The organism is Peribacillus sp. Bi96, assembly GCF_918698115.1.
Lineage (GTDB): Bacteria > Bacillota > Bacilli > Bacillales > DSM-1321 > Peribacillus.
Window position 1 is genome coordinate 158,911 of record NZ_CAKKLV010000007.1, and the last position, 15,538, is coordinate 174,448.

The 15,538-nt window shown below is 42.7% G+C and carries 13 protein-coding genes; all 13 read right to left on the bottom strand.

What is annotated here, in order from left to right:
- Positions 1–13 precede the first annotated feature (13 nt).
- A complete protein-coding gene (gene pknB / locus LQ203_RS11470; protein WP_230158159.1) occupies positions 14–2,047 on the bottom strand; it encodes a Stk1 family PASTA domain-containing Ser/Thr kinase in 2,034 nt (677 codons plus the stop codon).
- Positions 2,048–2,052: 5 nt separating this feature from the next.
- A complete protein-coding gene (locus LQ203_RS11475) occupies positions 2,053–2,802 on the bottom strand; it encodes a Stp1/IreP family PP2C-type Ser/Thr phosphatase (RefSeq protein ID WP_230158161.1) in 750 nt (249 codons plus the stop codon).
- 4 nt (positions 2,803–2,806) lie between these two features.
- Positions 2,807–3,901 carry a 23S rRNA (adenine(2503)-C(2))-methyltransferase RlmN gene (rlmN, locus tag LQ203_RS11480; protein ID WP_230158163.1) on the bottom strand — a complete coding sequence of 365 codons (1,095 nt, stop codon included), beginning with the start codon at positions 3,899–3,901 and terminating at the stop codon, positions 2,807–2,809.
- The gene (gene rsmB, locus LQ203_RS11485) at positions 3,901–5,253 is read right to left on the bottom strand and encodes a 16S rRNA (cytosine(967)-C(5))-methyltransferase RsmB (protein ID WP_230158166.1); all 1,353 of its coding nucleotides are present in this window, start codon (positions 5,251–5,253) and stop codon (positions 3,901–3,903) included. The genes rlmN and rsmB overlap by 1 nt, the downstream gene beginning before the upstream one ends.
- Complete coding sequence (gene fmt, locus LQ203_RS11490; RefSeq protein ID WP_230158168.1) at positions 5,240–6,199, bottom strand: methionyl-tRNA formyltransferase; 960 nt, start codon at positions 6,197–6,199, stop codon at positions 5,240–5,242. Before fmt ends, rsmB begins: the two co-directional genes overlap by 14 nt.
- Complete coding sequence (def, locus tag LQ203_RS11495; protein WP_230158169.1) at positions 6,196–6,681, bottom strand: peptide deformylase; 486 nt, start codon at positions 6,679–6,681, stop codon at positions 6,196–6,198. Before def ends, fmt begins: the two co-directional genes overlap by 4 nt.
- 97 nt (positions 6,682–6,778) lie before the next feature.
- On the bottom strand, positions 6,779–9,190 hold the full coding sequence (priA, locus tag LQ203_RS11500; protein WP_230158171.1) for a primosomal protein N': 2,412 nt from the start codon (positions 9,188–9,190) through the stop codon (positions 6,779–6,781).
- A 6-nt stretch (positions 9,191–9,196) separates the two neighbouring features.
- Positions 9,197–10,405: a bifunctional phosphopantothenoylcysteine decarboxylase/phosphopantothenate--cysteine ligase CoaBC gene (gene coaBC / locus LQ203_RS11505; RefSeq protein WP_230158173.1), complete on the bottom strand. Its 1,209-nt coding sequence runs from the start codon at positions 10,403–10,405 to the stop codon at positions 9,197–9,199.
- Positions 10,406–10,669: 264 nt separating this feature from the next.
- On the bottom strand, positions 10,670–10,879 hold the full coding sequence (gene rpoZ / locus LQ203_RS11510; RefSeq protein WP_230158175.1) for a DNA-directed RNA polymerase subunit omega: 210 nt from the start codon (positions 10,877–10,879) through the stop codon (positions 10,670–10,672).
- 3 nt (positions 10,880–10,882) lie between these two features.
- On the bottom strand, positions 10,883–11,497 hold the full coding sequence (gene gmk, locus LQ203_RS11515) for a guanylate kinase (RefSeq protein WP_230158177.1): 615 nt from the start codon (positions 11,495–11,497) through the stop codon (positions 10,883–10,885).
- 10 nt (positions 11,498–11,507) lie between these two features.
- The gene (gene remA, locus LQ203_RS11520) at positions 11,508–11,771 is read right to left on the bottom strand and encodes an extracellular matrix/biofilm regulator RemA (protein WP_034313813.1); all 264 of its coding nucleotides are present in this window, start codon (positions 11,769–11,771) and stop codon (positions 11,508–11,510) included.
- A 53-nt stretch (positions 11,772–11,824) separates the two neighbouring features.
- A complete protein-coding gene (locus tag LQ203_RS11525; RefSeq protein WP_230158178.1) occupies positions 11,825–12,700 on the bottom strand; it encodes a YicC/YloC family endoribonuclease in 876 nt (291 codons plus the stop codon).
- 155 nt (positions 12,701–12,855) lie between these two features.
- Positions 12,856–15,534, bottom strand: a complete 2,679-nt coding sequence (locus LQ203_RS11530) for a calcium-translocating P-type ATPase, SERCA-type (RefSeq protein WP_230158286.1) — start codon at positions 15,532–15,534, stop codon at positions 12,856–12,858.
- Positions 15,535–15,538 lie beyond the last annotated feature (4 nt).

Sequence of the window (15,538 nt, forward strand, 5' to 3'; positions counted from 1 at the left end):
CTAATTATTAAATTTAGTCGGGATAAGAGACGGCTTGATCAATGATGACCTGATTGTCCCGCATGACTTTATATCCGGCTTTCTTATCTGGGGAAACCGTTAATTCAATCGTTCGCTTGGCATCTTCCACAATAAAGAATGATTCTTTAGGCTCGGTCATGCTATTGTTGATATCCTCTATGAAAATTTGTACTTTTTGCGCTTTGCCTTGCTCAATCGGATCATACTCGATCTTGATTTCCTCCGTTACATTCTTAGGAGGGATCTCTTCTTTCCCTTTTGAAAGGACGACTTTCACCGTACTGCCTCTTTCCACCTTTGTAGCAGGTTCAGGTGACTGCGAGATGACAAGCCCCTCAGCGACGGAATCATCATAGACTTCTTCTTCCACATCGATCTTTATTCCACTTTCGTTGGAATAATCATTAAGCCCAGCTTCATTGAACCCTGTCAGGTCCTTTAAACTCAATAAATCTTCCCCTTTGCTCACCGTTAACTCAAGCTCCGTCTCGGATGGGACGATTTCAGCGGCACCCGAAGGCGTTTGATTTATGATTGTACCGGCTGCACTGTCATCATATTTTTCGGTCACGCTAATATTTTTGAAGCCCATTTTATCAAGGAGGGATTTAACATCAGAGTAATGTCTTCCTTCATAGCTGGATAATGATATCGTTTCTTTACCAATACTTTGATAAATATGGATTTCTGCACCTACCTTGACCGTCCTTCCTTCCTTAGGGTTGGTTTTGATCACCAGGCCCGATTCAACCTCTTCATCTTCAATCTCGATCGTATCTCCGATGACCAAATCCAATTCAAGCAATTCAGTAATGGCATCTTCCAACTCTTTCCCTTTAAGGTCAGGGATCGTCACTTCCTTCGAACCGAATAGGGAAGGTCCTACAGTGACAGATAAAACGGCAAGCAGCGCGAGAACCAAAAAGATGGTCACCAAAATGGCTGGCATTTTCTTTCGTTTTTTATCTTTTTGTTTAGACTTCGTTTTTTGTTTTTTCTGTTTCTTTTGTTTCTTCAGTTTCTTGTTCGTTTTAATGTCTTCTTCTGATTCACTTTCGCCATCGTCCGCATAGACTAGAGTGTTTTTTTCCGGCCCTCTTATGATTGTCTCATCAACACTTGAAAGCTGATCATCCGTAATGACCGGAATGGCTTTAGTTGCATCATGATCTTCAGGTATCGCAAACGGCAGCTCGTTTGAACGCTCAGGATTCAGCGACGTACGAATATCATCTTCCATTGAGTCTACGCTTTCATAGCGGTAATATGAATCTTTGGCTGTCGCTTTCAAGATAATATTTTCCACGCTCTGAGGTATTTCAGAGTTCCAGCGTTTTGGTGATGGAGTTTCCGATTGTAAATGTTTAAGTGCTATCGAAACGGCAGATTCACCCGAAAAAGGCAATCTCCCCGTCAGTAATTCAAACATGACGATGCCAAGTGAATAAATGTCCGATTTCTTATTGGCCATCCCGCCCCTAGCCTGTTCTGGAGACAAGTAATGAACGGAGCCTAAGACTGCATTCGTCTGAGTTATGTTTGTTGCACTTAAGGCCAATGCAATTCCAAAGTCCGTAATCTTGACGGTTCCTTCTTTATCAATCAAAATGTTCTGTGGCTTGATATCACGATGTATAATCCCATTGTGATGGGCATGCGAAATCGCTGCCGTGATTTGCTTCATGATATCCAACGCTTTTTCAACTGGTATGGGATAATACTTTTGTATGTATTGCTTAAGTGTAAAACCATCCACGTATTCCATTACAATATAGTAGATGGAATCTTCTTCACCAACATCATAAATACTTACGATATTGGGATGGGCCAAACTGGTTGCCGATTGCGCTTCCCGATTGAAGCGCTTGATGAACTCTTCGTCATTATTGAAATCCATGCGAAGGATTTTCAATGCAACATCCCTATCTAAAATCATATCCCTTGCAAGGTAAACATTCGCCATACCGCCGCCGCCGACCATTTTGATCAGTTTATAGCGGCCGTTGATTCTTCTACCAATCAACATTCAATTCACCTGCTTTCGCTTTCATCAGTAAATTGAACAAGCACAAGGGTGATATTATCTTCCCCACCGTAGTGATTGGCCTTATCTATTAATGAATTCGCCTTTTCTTCAAGAGGCTGTCCATTGGTAACGGTTTCTTCAAGTTCCTGTTCACTCACTTTATTCGTTAAACCGTCCGAACAAAGCAAAAGTAAATCACTTTCTTCGAAGATGACCGTCGTGATGTCCATCTCCACTTGCGTTTCAGTCCCCAAGGCTCGTAATAAAACATTTTTTCGTGGATGATTTTCTGCATCTTCCTTCGTTATCTGCCCAGAACGAACCAATTCGTTAACAAGTGAATGATCTTCCGTGACCTGCTTAAAACCACTCTCATTATACAAATAACAACGGCTATCCCCGATGTTGGCAATCGTCGCAAACTTGTCAGTACAGATGGCTGCAACAATGGTGGTTCCCATGCCCTTACATTCTGTATTCGCTTCGGCATGTTCAAAAAGCAACTGATTGACCAAGAAGATTTGCTGTTTCAGCCAGTCCTCGGCATCATTTGCCGTTTCGATCCCACTGGATACCTCCCAGCCCTTTTTCAGAAGGTCAACCGTCATTGCACTTGCTACATCCCCGGCACGGTGGCCGCCCATGCCATCTGCAACGATGGCAAGGCGAACGCCTTCCGAGTTCTTAAAGATTCCGCCATTATCTTCATTATGCTGGCGGACTTTTCCACGGTCTGTTTTAAATATTGCCCTCATAGGGTCACCTCGTCTCTTCTTTGCGCTCCTTGGCCCGAAGCTGGCCGCAGGCTGCGTCAATATCACTGCCTTGTTCCCTTCGGATTGTTACATTAATGCCGCGCTTTTTCAATGTTTTTTCAAACTCAAAAATTTGGTCCCGAGGTGTACGAACATAGTTGCGCTCCGGTACATAGTTAACCGGAATTAAGTTGACATGACATTTTATCCCGCTTATTAAATCAGCTAATTCTTCGGCGTGTTCCACTGTATCATTTTCGCCACCGAATAGACCATATTCAAAACTTACACGGCGCCCTGTTTTTTCTGTATAGTATTTGATAGCCTCAATCAAGTCTGGTAGTTTGTAGGCTTTGTTGATCGGCATCAATTTACTTCTCAATTCCGTGTTCGGTGCATGCAGGGAAACAGCAAAGTTGATTTGCATGCTTTCTTCTGCAAATTTATAGATCTTAGGAATGATTCCACTTGTAGAAACGGTAATATGACGTGCTCCGATGTTCAAGCCTTTTTCATGGTTAATATTCTTCAAGAATGACATCATATTATCATAGTTATCGAATGGTTCACCGATACCCATGATAACCACAGAGCTAACACGTTCTTCCACTTCGTCAAGTGCCTGCTGTACTTTAACGACCTGAGCAACAATTTCCCCTGATTCTAGGTTTCGCTTTAAACCGCCAAGTGTAGATGCACAGAAGGTACAGCCAATTCTACAACCAACCTGTGTTGTCACACAAATGGAGTTTCCGTATTCATGGCGCATCAACACCGTTTCAATCGAATATCCATCTTGGAGTTCAAATAAAAACTTCATCGTTCCGTCATTGGACGTTTGTTGAATCAAAGTTTTCAATGTTGTGAATGTGAATTGGGATTCCAGCTTATCACGTAAAGATTTCGAAAGGTTGGACATATCTTCAAAACTAGAGACACGCTTTTTATAAAGCCAGTCATAAACTTGATCGGCCCTGAATGCCTTCTCGCCATTTTGAATGAGCCATTCCTTAATCTGATGTAGCTCTAATGAATAAATCGATGGTTTTTCTGGTGTTGTGTCTTTTCTTACTCTGGATGATTTAGTAATTTCTGCCATTACAGCACCTTCTTTCTGAAACTCGCAATAAAGAATCCGTCACTGCTAAAATATTGCGGAAAAACTTGCAACGTATGGCCCTCGATAAATGGCTGAACGCTTTTTGGCATTCTTGAGGACAAGGATGCATCGCTTTCAAAATCCGGATGGTTTTCCAAAAATGCTGCAGCAACTTTGTCATTTTCTTCTCTATCCACCGTACATGTACTATATACTAACCGTCCGCCTTGCTTTACAAGTGGGGCAGCAGCTTCCAATAATTGTTTTTGTATACTTGAGAGTTTCATTATATCATCTTTTGTTTTTGTGTACTTTACATCCGGCTTCCGGCGCATCACTCCCAATCCTGAGCATGGTGCATCGATCAAGACCCGGTCAAACCCTTCTTTATTAAAATGTTCCTGCACTTTTCTGCTATCAAGTGCCATTGTCTTAATATTGTTTCTCAGTTTTAGACGCTCTGCCTGCTCTTTGATGAGCTTTACCTTATGCTCATGAAGGTCAAGCGCATATACCTGTCCAGTGGTTAAGCCTTCTGCGATATGAGTCGTTTTCCCCCCAGGTGCAGCACAGCAATCGAGTACAGCATCATTTTCATTTGCACCCAACGCATGGGCAACAAGCATTGAACTTTCGTCCTGAATTGATAAATACCCCAATTTATAGCTTTCAGAATGTGCTAGATTACCTTTATAGCTGACGATGGCTTCGGGAACGACTTCACTCGCTTCAACGTCATATCCTTCTTCCGTTAATATGCTGATCAATTCACTGCGTGAAATCTTCTTTAAATTCACTCGTCCCGTCTGCAATGGTGCAGTAAGGTTGATTTCACACATTTCCCTGGTTTTTTCAAACCCAAATTGCTCTACCCAGCGGTTGACCAGCCAAGCTGGATGGCTTACTTCGATGGATAGCCGTTCAATATCGCCTTTGATATCATCAAGAGAAGGAACACCATTTCTTTGAATATTACGGAGCACGCCATTGACCATTGATGATGTACCCTTATGCCCACGCTTTTTAGAGATTTCGACAGCCTCGAAAATAATCGCATGATCTGGAACTTTATCTAAATAAACCATTTGATAAACGGAAAGCCTAAGTAAATTGATGACCCAGCTTTGCGTTTTTTTGGGTTGTTTAATATACGGATTCAAATAGTAATCCAAAGTCATCTTCCGCTGTATGGTCCCGTAGCTTATTTCTGTAAGCAAACCACTGTCCACAGCGGATAACTGGTGCTTTTTAATCAGGTTGTTTAATAGTAGGTTACTGTAGGATTGGTTTTTCTCTACAGATTCCAAAATATCGAGAGCGATTTCACGTACTCCCTTTTTAGTTTGCTTCATTTTGTTCTCCTAACTTCATGCCTGCTTTAATGAACGATCCGGCTCCACGCAAGTAATCTTTCGCCGGCATTTTTTTCTTCCCTGAAGGCTGCAGTTCAGTAACTAGTATCGCCGTCTCATTGCCAGTCGAAACAATGAAACCATCATTTCGTACATCAATAATCGTGCCCGGAACTGCCTGATTGCCATGTTCCAGTCTTTTCGCCTGCCAAATTTTTAAAATGGCCCCATTTAAGGTCGTATAGGCAACAGGCCAAGGATTCAAGCCACGTACATGGTTATAGATGTTTTCCCCTGTTTTCGACCAGTCGATTTTTTCCTCCGACCGTTTAATGTTAGGTGCGAAAGTCGCTTTATTCTCATCTTGCTTAATCGCGTGTAACTCTTCCTTTAAAAGTTTCGGCAGTGTCACAGCAAGTAAATCCGACCCTATCATGCTTAATTTATCATGTAATGTGCCGACGTTATCTTCTTCCTCTATGGTAACTTCCGCCTGAGTCAATATATCCCCGGCATCCAATTTCTCCGCCATATACATAATGGTAATTCCTGTCTTTTCTTTCCCCTGTAAAATCGAATAATGGATGGGCGCCCCTCCACGCAGTTCAGGGAGCAGGGAAGCATGTACGTTAATGCATCCGTATTTAGGGGCTTCCAGCAATTCATTCGGAAGGATTTGTCCGAAAGCTGCTGTCACCACTAAGTCAGGATTCAATGCAATGATCTTTTCAAGTTCTTCTTTTTCACGGATTTTTTCGGGCTGATAAACGGGAATCCCCTGCTTCTCGGCTTCGACCTTAACTGGCGGCGGCGTTAGTACCTTTTTTCGGCCAACTGGACGATCGGGCTGTGTGACGACAGCAATTACGTCATATCCTTCATCAATGATTCTTTTCAACACTGGAACTGAAAAGTCCGGTGTTCCCATAAATATAATTTTTGTCATTCTTCTTCAAACCTTTCTAACTCTTCTTCCGAAATATAGCGGGAAACCTTACTAGTGAATAAAACACCTTGCAAATGATCGATTTCGTGCAGAAGGGCCTTTGCGAGGAAATCCTCCGCTTCTATCTCGAAAAAAGTTCCTTTTCGGTCTTGTGCCCGAACCTTGACGCGGTATGGGCGCGATACCTCACCGTATAAACTCGGGAAGCTCAAGCAGCCTTCAACACCAGTCTGTTCGCCCTTCATTTCCAGCACTTCTGGATTAATCAGTTCGATTGCACCTGATCCTTCCTCTATTTCGACGACAGCAACTTGCTTTTTCACGCCAACCTGAGGTGCCGCAATACCAACACCATCCGCTTCTACCATCGTTTCGTACATGTTATTTAACAGCTTTGCCAATTTTTTATCAAAACTTGTTATTTTATCGCATTTTTGTTGTAAAATTTTATCAGGAAACAAGACAATCGGTAAAATAGCCAAAATTAAAGGTACCCTCCTAGATATGAAAAACAACACTTCATTATATAAAAACGCAAGCTTAAGAAAAGCTCGCGGCAATCATCCAACTCTTAAACAATTACATCATGATCTGTGGATTTAAATCTATAGAAATCTGCAGATGATTTTGAGCCGTTTCTTTTTGATAATGCTCTAAAAGTGTCCGTAAATGCTGAGTAAGCTCCGGCTCTCGTTTGTATTTTATCAGACATTGATAACGATATCTATTGTTGATTCGACTAATGGGCGAAGCAACCGGACCGAGAACGATAGAATCCCGATTCAATCGAGAACCTAAATAATTGGTAATTTTTTCAGTAACACTCACTGTTTTCATTAAATCTTCATGTGAAACGGTTATAAGGACAACATAATAATAGGGTGGGTAATGACTTTGCCTGCGGAGATGCATCTCCCGTTCATAGAAAGCATCATAATCCTGCAGGGCAGAAAGCTCGATGCTGTAGTGCTCAGGTGTATAGGTCTGGATGACTACTTCTCCCGGTAGTTGATGGCGTCCTGCCCTTCCGCTGACCTGTGTCAGGAGCTGGAAGGTCTTTTCCGAAGAACGAAAATCAGGTAAATGAAGCATCGTATCAGCTGAAAGGACTCCAACAAGAGTGATATTAGGAAAATCAAGGCCCTTTGCAATCATTTGGGTGCCTAGTAATATATCTGCCTTCCCTTCACCAAAGGCATTCAGCAACCGCTCATGCGAACCCTTTTTACTTGTTGTGTCGACATCCATCCTTATTACTCGTGCATCAGGGAGGATTTTCGCAAGCTCTTCCTCAACCTTTTGAGTGCCTGTACCAAAGAACCGTATATGTTCACTTTCACATTCTGGGCAAACGGAAGGCATCCCCTCTTCAAATCCACAATAATGGCATTTCATTATATCATTAAAGCGATGATAGGTGAGTGAAATGTCACAATTAGGGCAGTTGATGACCAATCCGCAGCTTCGGCACATTACAAAGGATGAATGCCCCCGTTTATTTAGCATCAGGACAGTTTGCTGACCCTTTTCAAGCCGGTCTTTCAGTTTGGTAAAGAGCAGCTCCGAAAACATGGAACGGTTTCCCGTTCTTAGTTCTTCCCTCATATCTACAATGTCCACAGCAGGCAATGCATTTTTATTCATCCTCTGACTAAGTGTCAGTAATTCATAGACGTTTTTCTTGGCTCGTGCAAAGGACTCTAGTGTAGGAGTGGCGCTACCAAGAATAACCGGACATTGATATGATTTTGCTCTTTCAATGGCAACATCCCTGGCATGATACCGAGGCGTTTCTTCTTGCTTATAACTGGATTCGTGCTCTTCATCAATGATGACCAGTCCTAGGTTTTCAAAAGGAGCAAACACGGCTGAACGGGCGCCCACCACCACTTTTACCTCTTTTCGGTGAATTTTCCGCCATTCATCATATTTTTCACCTACCGACAAACCACTATGCATGACTGCGACCTGCTCACCAAAGCGTTCCTTGAACCTCTTCACCGTTTGTGGAGTCAAGGAGATTTCAGGCACCAGCATGATGGCTTCCTTCCCTTTTTCAATGACAGAGGCAATGGCTTGCAAATACACTTCCGTCTTCCCGCTCCCGGTTACACCATATAAAAGGAAAACATCATGTTCATCATGATGTATTTTCTCTTGGATTGGTTTCAAGGCTGCTGCTTGCTCATCTGTTAATGTAAAGGGATTGGATTTTTCGAATACACGATTCTCATAAGGGTCACGGTATATTTCCTGATCCATTTCCGCCAATGCCCCTTTTGACACTAAGGATTTGACGGTACTGCTTGATGTGTTGGTCGATTCAAGTAATTCTTTTAAAGGAACGGGTTCTTGATGTTCAATAAAATATTGAAGTAGTTCTTGTTGTTTTTTTGCATGACCGGAAAGTGCTGACGCCATTTCTTTCAGTTCCGAAGTGGAAAGCAAAGATTTAATAACCCGTACCGTCTTCTTATTAAGACGGTTTTTCACATTATAGACTAGCTCTAGATTGCCATTTTGTATTTCTTTTTGAAAAAGGGAGGCATTCTCACCTTCAATAACTTCCTTCCAGGATAGTGAATCATTCTTTCCGAAAAGACTTTGCATGAATGGCGGGAGCTCGTTCCTTTTATCTTCAATGACATTGATCACTTTTTCATACTTCGCTTTCATCGCTGCCGGAAGCATGGCTTGTAGAGCTGATATTTTAAAACACATGGCCTCTTTGGTCAACCAGTCACCCAGCTGAAGCAATTCATCATTGAGGATGGGTTCCAAATCCATCGGTTCTTTTATAGAACGCAATTTTGCAAAATCGCTTGTAGCTTTTAAACCGGTGACGAATCCCTGCACCATTCTTGGACCAAATGGCACGATGACCCGCATTCCGGGTTTGATGACTTGTTTCCACTTTTCAGGTATGCGATAGTCAAATTCTCGATCCGTTTGTTTAGCAGGTACATCCACAATGACGGATGCAATATCCATAAGACATCATTCCTTTTGCATGCGAGATACTTCTGCCAAAATGCTTTTAGCTATATCCGCTTTACTCATTTTGGGAAGTTCGACTGCACTTCCATTCTTATCGTAAATGGTCACGATGTTCGTATCCGTTCCAAAGCCTGCCCCCGCTACGGTAACATTATTGGCAACGATCATATCTGCATTTTTTTTCACTAATTTCCCTCTTGCGTATTCTTCAACGTTGTTCGTTTCAGCCGCAAATCCCACTAAAAACTGATGGGTTTTATTCTCACCGAGTTCCATAAGAATATCCTTCGTCCGTTCAAATTCAATCACATTTTCCCCTGGCTGTTTTTTCATCTTTTGAACATGATAAAACTTCGGTTTATAGTCAGCCACTGCAGCCGTCATGATTACGACATCACTAGTCTCGAAATGATTGAAAACCGCATCATACATATCTGCGGCCGATTCCACAGGTATGACTTTAGCCTTGGAAGGCGGCGTCAAGTCCACAGGACCAGTAATCAATGTCACATCAGCACCCTGTTCTACTGCCTGCTCAGCCAGGGCATAGCCCATTTTCCCGCTGGAATGATTCGTCACGTAGCGCACCGGATCGATTGCTTCACGAGTCGGTCCTGCCGTTATCAAATATTTCTTCCCTTTAAGGGGCATGTGCTGTGAATTCAATTCACCGAAATAATGTTTGAGATGTTCTACGATCGTTTCCGGTTCCTCCAATCGCCCCTTCCCTACATATCCGCATGCCAAATATCCTTCACCAGGTTCAATGAATTGATATCCGAATGTACGAAGCGTCTCCATATTTTTCTGAACCGCTGGGTGGGCGTACATGTGCACGTTCATTGCCGGCGCTACCCAAACAGGTGCCTCCGTCGCCAGAAGTGTAGTTGTGATCATATCATCCGCGATTCCATTGGCCATCTTACCAATAACATTCGCAGTAGCTGGAGCCACAAGGTTGATATCCGCCCAGTCTGCCAAGTCGATGTGGGCAATGACCGAAGAATCCTTTTCATCAAATGTATCTGTGTACACATCATTTCTCGAAAGTGCTTGAAAGGTTAGCGGAGTCACGAACTGACGTGCCGATTCACTCATGATCACTTTTACATGCGCACCTTCCTGTGTTAATTTACTGGTCAGGGCAGCAGCCTTATATACAGCAATTCCGCCGGTGACACAAAGAAGTACTTTTTTATCGATAAGCATGCAAATTTCCCCTAACTATACATTCTATTTTTCTTAATTATGAAGGATAACAGAAGAAATTTCATTTGATATGCGCAATTACATATGGTTTCTTTATATATTCCATATCTTTGCTTCATGAATTGCCTTCCGTCAGCTTTACTTTGGAAAATCAAAACAAACAGGCCTGACACCTTGGCCGCAGGAAGGAAGCAACTTTCCAAATGTAACGCATCCTGTTTGCTTTAGGGTGTCAGACCCGATAGGTCAAGCTTATGTGTTCTCTTAGTTTTCTTCTTCGTAAGAATTATCGTAAGTCAATTTACCAGAATGAATTTCTTCTAGTGCACGGCCTACTGATTTATGAGAAACCGGTTTAGTCATCAGGCAGTTATCTTTAATTTGCATTTCCCTGGCACGTTTAGCTGCTACTGATACAAGTGAGTATTTAGAATCGATTTTTAATAATAGAGAATCAATTGATGGATATAACATAGTTTATTCCGCCTCCAACATTTTTTTATATAAAACAGCAACTCTTTCCCGACGGCAATGCTCGGCAATTACAATTGCATTAATTCTAGCACATGCGGCATCCACATGATCATTTTCAACAACATAATCATATAGATCCATAAGTTCTATCTCTTCCTTGGCCACTTTCATCCGGCCTTTTATAGCTTCCTCCGTCTCGGTGCCGCGTGTAACGATACGGCTCTCGAGTTCTGTCAGGCTTGGGGGAGCAAGGAAAATGAAAAGTCCTTCAGGGAATTTCTCCCGAACCTGTTTAGCTCCTTGAACTTCAATCTCCAGAAAAACATCTTTTCCGGAATCAATCGTCTCACGGACATAATCCACAGGTGTTCCATAATAATTACCGACGAACTCAGCATATTCAAGCAGTTTGCCTTCTTGGATCAGTGCTTCGAATTCCTCACGTTTTTTGAAGAAATAGTCCACTCCATCCACTTCACCATGGCGAGGCAGCCTTGTCGTCATCGAAATTGAATATTCAAATGCCGTTCCAGGCTGAGAAAAAATTGCCTTCCTTACTGTCCCTTTACCTACACCGGATGGACCGGACAAAACGATTAATAAACCTTTTTCTCTCATATTGTTTCAGTTACCCCTCTTCTACGCTGTCGTCTCTATCTTGAAGCCGTGCGGCAACCGTCTCCGGTTGAACGGCGGATAAGATGACATGGTCGCTGTCTGTAATTATAACGGCCCTGGTTCTTCTACCATATGTAGCATCTATTAAGGATCCGCGATCTCGGGCGTCTTGGATAATCCTTTTAATCGGAGCCGATTCAGGGCTCACGATGGATACGATCCGGTTTGCGGAAACGATATTCCCAAAACCAATATTAATGAGCTTAATTGACATTTTTGTCCCCCATTCATATCTATTGTCACCTTGTTACGTACATCATAAACCGACTACTCGATATTTTGAACCTGTTCTTTTAATTTTTCAAGCAGACTTTTCATTTCCACCACTTCTTTGGTAATGGCCGAATCATTAGCCTTTGATCCAATCGTATTAACTTCCCGATTCATTTCCTGGACTAGGAAGTCAAGTTTTCTACCAATTGGTTCACTATGGGTTAGCGTCCTTGAAAATTGCTGTATATGGCTTTCAAGTCTCGTCAGTTCTTCATTTATATCACATTTATCAGCAAAAATGGCCGCTTCAGTCACAATACGGCTTTCTTCAATCAATCCGTCTGCCAACTCAGCTAGTTTGACTTCCAACCGGGCTTTATATTTCTCGACGACAGAAGGTGCATAATTTTTGAGCCCAGCTACAATCTCACCAAACTTTTTAAGCTGATGGTTCATGTCCAGGACCAGTTCCTGACCTTCCTGAGTCCGCATTTTTTTCAGATTTTCCAAGGCCCCAGTGACAGCCTTCAATAACAGGGCTTCCAAATCGGCAGGAACCACCGGTACTTCTTCCGTGATGAAAATTGATTCAAGCTGCAGCATATCCTGTAATGTAATGGAACTTTCGAGATTGTATTTTCCCTTGACTTCATCCATCAAATTCACATACTGATTAGCTAGATCCCAATCGATCTTCACCTTTTTGGAAACCAGGCTCTCACCTTCCACTGTAATGAAGATTTCCACCCGTCCCCTTCTTATGTATTGATTCGCCTTTTTCTTCAGCTTTTCTTCCAAAACCAGAAGCTGGCGCGGCATTCGAATTGTATATTCACAAAAACGATGGTTCACCGTCTTAATTTCGGCTAGAACCTTGACCTGGTCGTTTTCAGCTTCGTCTCTTCCATAGCCCGTCATACTGGTAACCATGGTTCCACTTCCTATCAAACAAAATGTAGTAATTTGGCGTTTACATTCATTATATATCAGCTAACAGCTTAAACGCTTTAGCTTTCAAATAAAAGACTACAAAAATAAAAAGGCAATAGAGCAAAACTCTACCACCTTAAAGATTATAACATATTTCATTGCACTTTTCTTGCTAAAAAGGTACCAGCTAGTAAAAAAGTTGGGATGGACGCCATTCCTACTACTAATAGCCAATCCCTTCCTGATATCGGTACGGTATGAAAGATCGTTTGCATAGGTTGCACATACATGACTGCAAGCATCAATAAGAGAGAAGACAGTACCGCACCCACTAGATAGAGGTTACCGAATGGATTTCTCGAGAATATCGAACGTTCACTTCGGCAGTCGAAAACGTGTATTAGTTGAGCAAGAACAAGGGTAGCGAACGCGATTGTTTGTGCATAAGGAAGGTTATCCGGATTTGCACGGTATACCACATAAAATGCTATTAGTGTTGAAATTCCAATCAGAAAACCGCGTGAGATGATCTTCCACCCAAGGCCTCTGCCGAAAACACCTTCATTAGCATTTCTGGGATTTCTTTTCATCACATCCTCTTCTGCCGAATCCAATCCCAACGCCATCGCAGGAAGTCCGTCCGTAACAAGGTTCACGAATAAGATTTGGATTGGGATCAAAGGTAAGGGCAAGGCACATAGCATCGCAAAAAACATGACCAAAATCTCCCCAACATTGGAAGCAAGCAAGTATCGGATGAACTTCCTGATGTTTTCATAAATGTTCCTGCCTTCTTTAATGGCCGATTTAATGGTTGCAAAATTATCATCAACCAATATCAAGGAAGATGCCTCCTTAGCGACATCAGTCCCGGTGATACCCATGGAGATACCGATATCCGCTGATTTTATTGCAGGTGCATCATTGACACCGTCCCCTGTCATGGCAACGACATGTCCTTTATTTTGCAAGGCTTTTACGATTTTCAACTTATGTTCAGGGGAAACGCGGGCAAATACCGAAACACTTTCCACTAATTCCTCAAGTTCACCGACTTCCATGTCGGCCAATTGCCGTCCTTCAAGTACACGGTCTTTTCCTTTTAAAATACCAAGCTCTTTGGCTATTGCCTTTGCGGTTATTACATGATCGCCAGTAATCATGACTGTCTTGATTCCTGCATCCCGGCATTCCTTAACTGCCTGCTTAACTTCCGGTCGTGGAGGATCAATCATGCCCTGCAGTCCCATAAAGGTCAAATTGCGTTCTGCTTCTGTTTCATGAAGCAAAATCTGTCCTTTTGAAAGGGGTTTATAACCAACGGCAATCATTCGAAGTGCCTGTGAGGCAAGCTCATTCATGTCCTGTTGCACCCTTTCCTTACTATCGCGATTCAATATTTCCGACTTTCCTTCCCAAAGAATCGTATCGGACTGAGCGATCAATACGTCAGGGGCCCCTTTTACAATGACGAAATGGTTATCTTTATCATCCTTCACTATGACACTCATCATTTTGCGGCTCGAGTCGAATGGAAACTCCTTGACTATTGTAAACCTCTTTGATAGGTGTTCCCTCGTCAAACCTGCTTTCATTGCCGCGACCAACATCGCTCCTTCTGTTGGATCACCGTCTAATACATATTGTTTTCTATTCTCATTTAACTCAGCTTTGTTACAGAGCATTCCGAAGGTAATGATTTGAAGCAAGGCATTATGGTTTTTTGGAGCGACTGAAACTCCCCGTAAAGAAAACTCCCCTACAGGATTATACCCAGTCCCGCTGACATCCCAAGTTTTCCCCCCGCTCCAAACTTTCGTTACCGTCATTTTGTTTTGCGTCAGTGTACCAGTTTTATCTGAGCAAATAACCGTTGCACAACCAAGCGTTTCGACTGCAGGAAGCTTACGGACAATCGCTTTTTGTTTAATCATACGCTGAACGCCCAAAGACAAGGCTACAGTCACAATGGCTGGCAAACCTTCAGGAATCGCCGCAACAGCCAAAGATACCCCGGCTAAAAACATCGTATACAGATCATGCCCTTGAATGACGCCAGTCAGCACGACGATAACCGTTAATATCAAAGCCGTGACGATCAAAATTTTACCCAGCTGTTCCAACCGCCGTTGAAGTGGCGTTTCTTTTGTTTCTGCCGTTTGAAGCAGGTCGGCAATCTTGCCCATCGCCGTGTTCATTCCGGAAGCGATAACTATTCCGACCCCATTCCCTCTTGTAACCATCGTTCCCATAAAAGCCATATTTTCTTGATCACCGATACCATCGACCTCATTCATCACTGGATCGGAACATTTAACAGCCGGGAGTGACTCGCCGGTAAGTGCCGACTCTTCGATTTCAAGGCTTGAATGGTCGACAATCCGCAAATCGGCGCCAATTCGGTCACCGCTGGAAAACTTCAGGATATCCCCCACAACGACTTCTCTCGAAGGGATTTTCAGCCAGTGACCATCCCGAAGTACGTTGACTTGCGGTGCCGCCATTTCCTTTAGGGCATCCAGTGACTTTTCAGCCTTCCGTTCTTGAAAAAAACCGAGTAATCCATTCAAAAAAACAATCGCCATGATGGCAATCGCATCGATATATTCACCCAAAATCCCAGAGACCAAGGTCGCTGCAAGTAAAACTATAACCATGAAATCTTTGAATTGTGCGAAAAATAAAAGAATGGCTGACTGTTTTTCCCCTTCCTTCAATTCGTTATAACCATGCTTTCGCAGCCTGTCCTTTACTTCATCATCGTCCAAACCGTGTGTAACGTTTGTTTGAAGCGCTTTCTCCATTTCTTGATTATTCATTTCCTTGAACTCCATCAAG

Coding starts and splice junctions, on each gene's coding strand:
- pknB (WP_230158159.1), bottom strand. CDS start 2,047: ATGTTGATTGGTAGAAGAATCAACGGCCGCTATAAACTGATCAAAATG.
- remA (WP_034313813.1), bottom strand. CDS start 11,771: ATGTCAATTAAGCTCATTAATATTGGTTTTGGGAATATCGTTTCCGCA.
- fmt (WP_230158168.1), bottom strand. CDS start 6,199: ATGACAAAAATTATATTTATGGGAACACCGGACTTTTCAGTTCCAGTG.
- gmk (WP_230158177.1), bottom strand. CDS start 11,497: ATGAGAGAAAAAGGTTTATTAATCGTTTTGTCCGGTCCATCCGGTGTA.
- rpoZ (WP_230158175.1), bottom strand. CDS start 10,879: ATGTTATATCCATCAATTGATTCTCTATTATTAAAAATCGATTCTAAA.
- priA (WP_230158171.1), bottom strand. CDS start 9,190: ATGGATATTGCATCCGTCATTGTGGATGTACCTGCTAAACAAACGGAT.
- rsmB (WP_230158166.1), bottom strand. CDS start 5,253: ATGAAGCAAACTAAAAAGGGAGTACGTGAAATCGCTCTCGATATTTTG.
- rlmN (WP_230158163.1), bottom strand. CDS start 3,901: ATGGCAGAAATTACTAAATCATCCAGAGTAAGAAAAGACACAACACCA.
- LQ203_RS11525 (WP_230158178.1), bottom strand. CDS start 12,700: ATGGTTACCAGTATGACGGGCTATGGAAGAGACGAAGCTGAAAACGAC.
- LQ203_RS11530 (WP_230158286.1), bottom strand. CDS start 15,534: ATGGAGTTCAAGGAAATGAATAATCAAGAAATGGAGAAAGCGCTTCAA.
- LQ203_RS11475 (WP_230158161.1), bottom strand. CDS start 2,802: ATGAGGGCAATATTTAAAACAGACCGTGGAAAAGTCCGCCAGCATAAT.
- coaBC (WP_230158173.1), bottom strand. CDS start 10,405: ATGCTTATCGATAAAAAAGTACTTCTTTGTGTCACCGGCGGAATTGCT.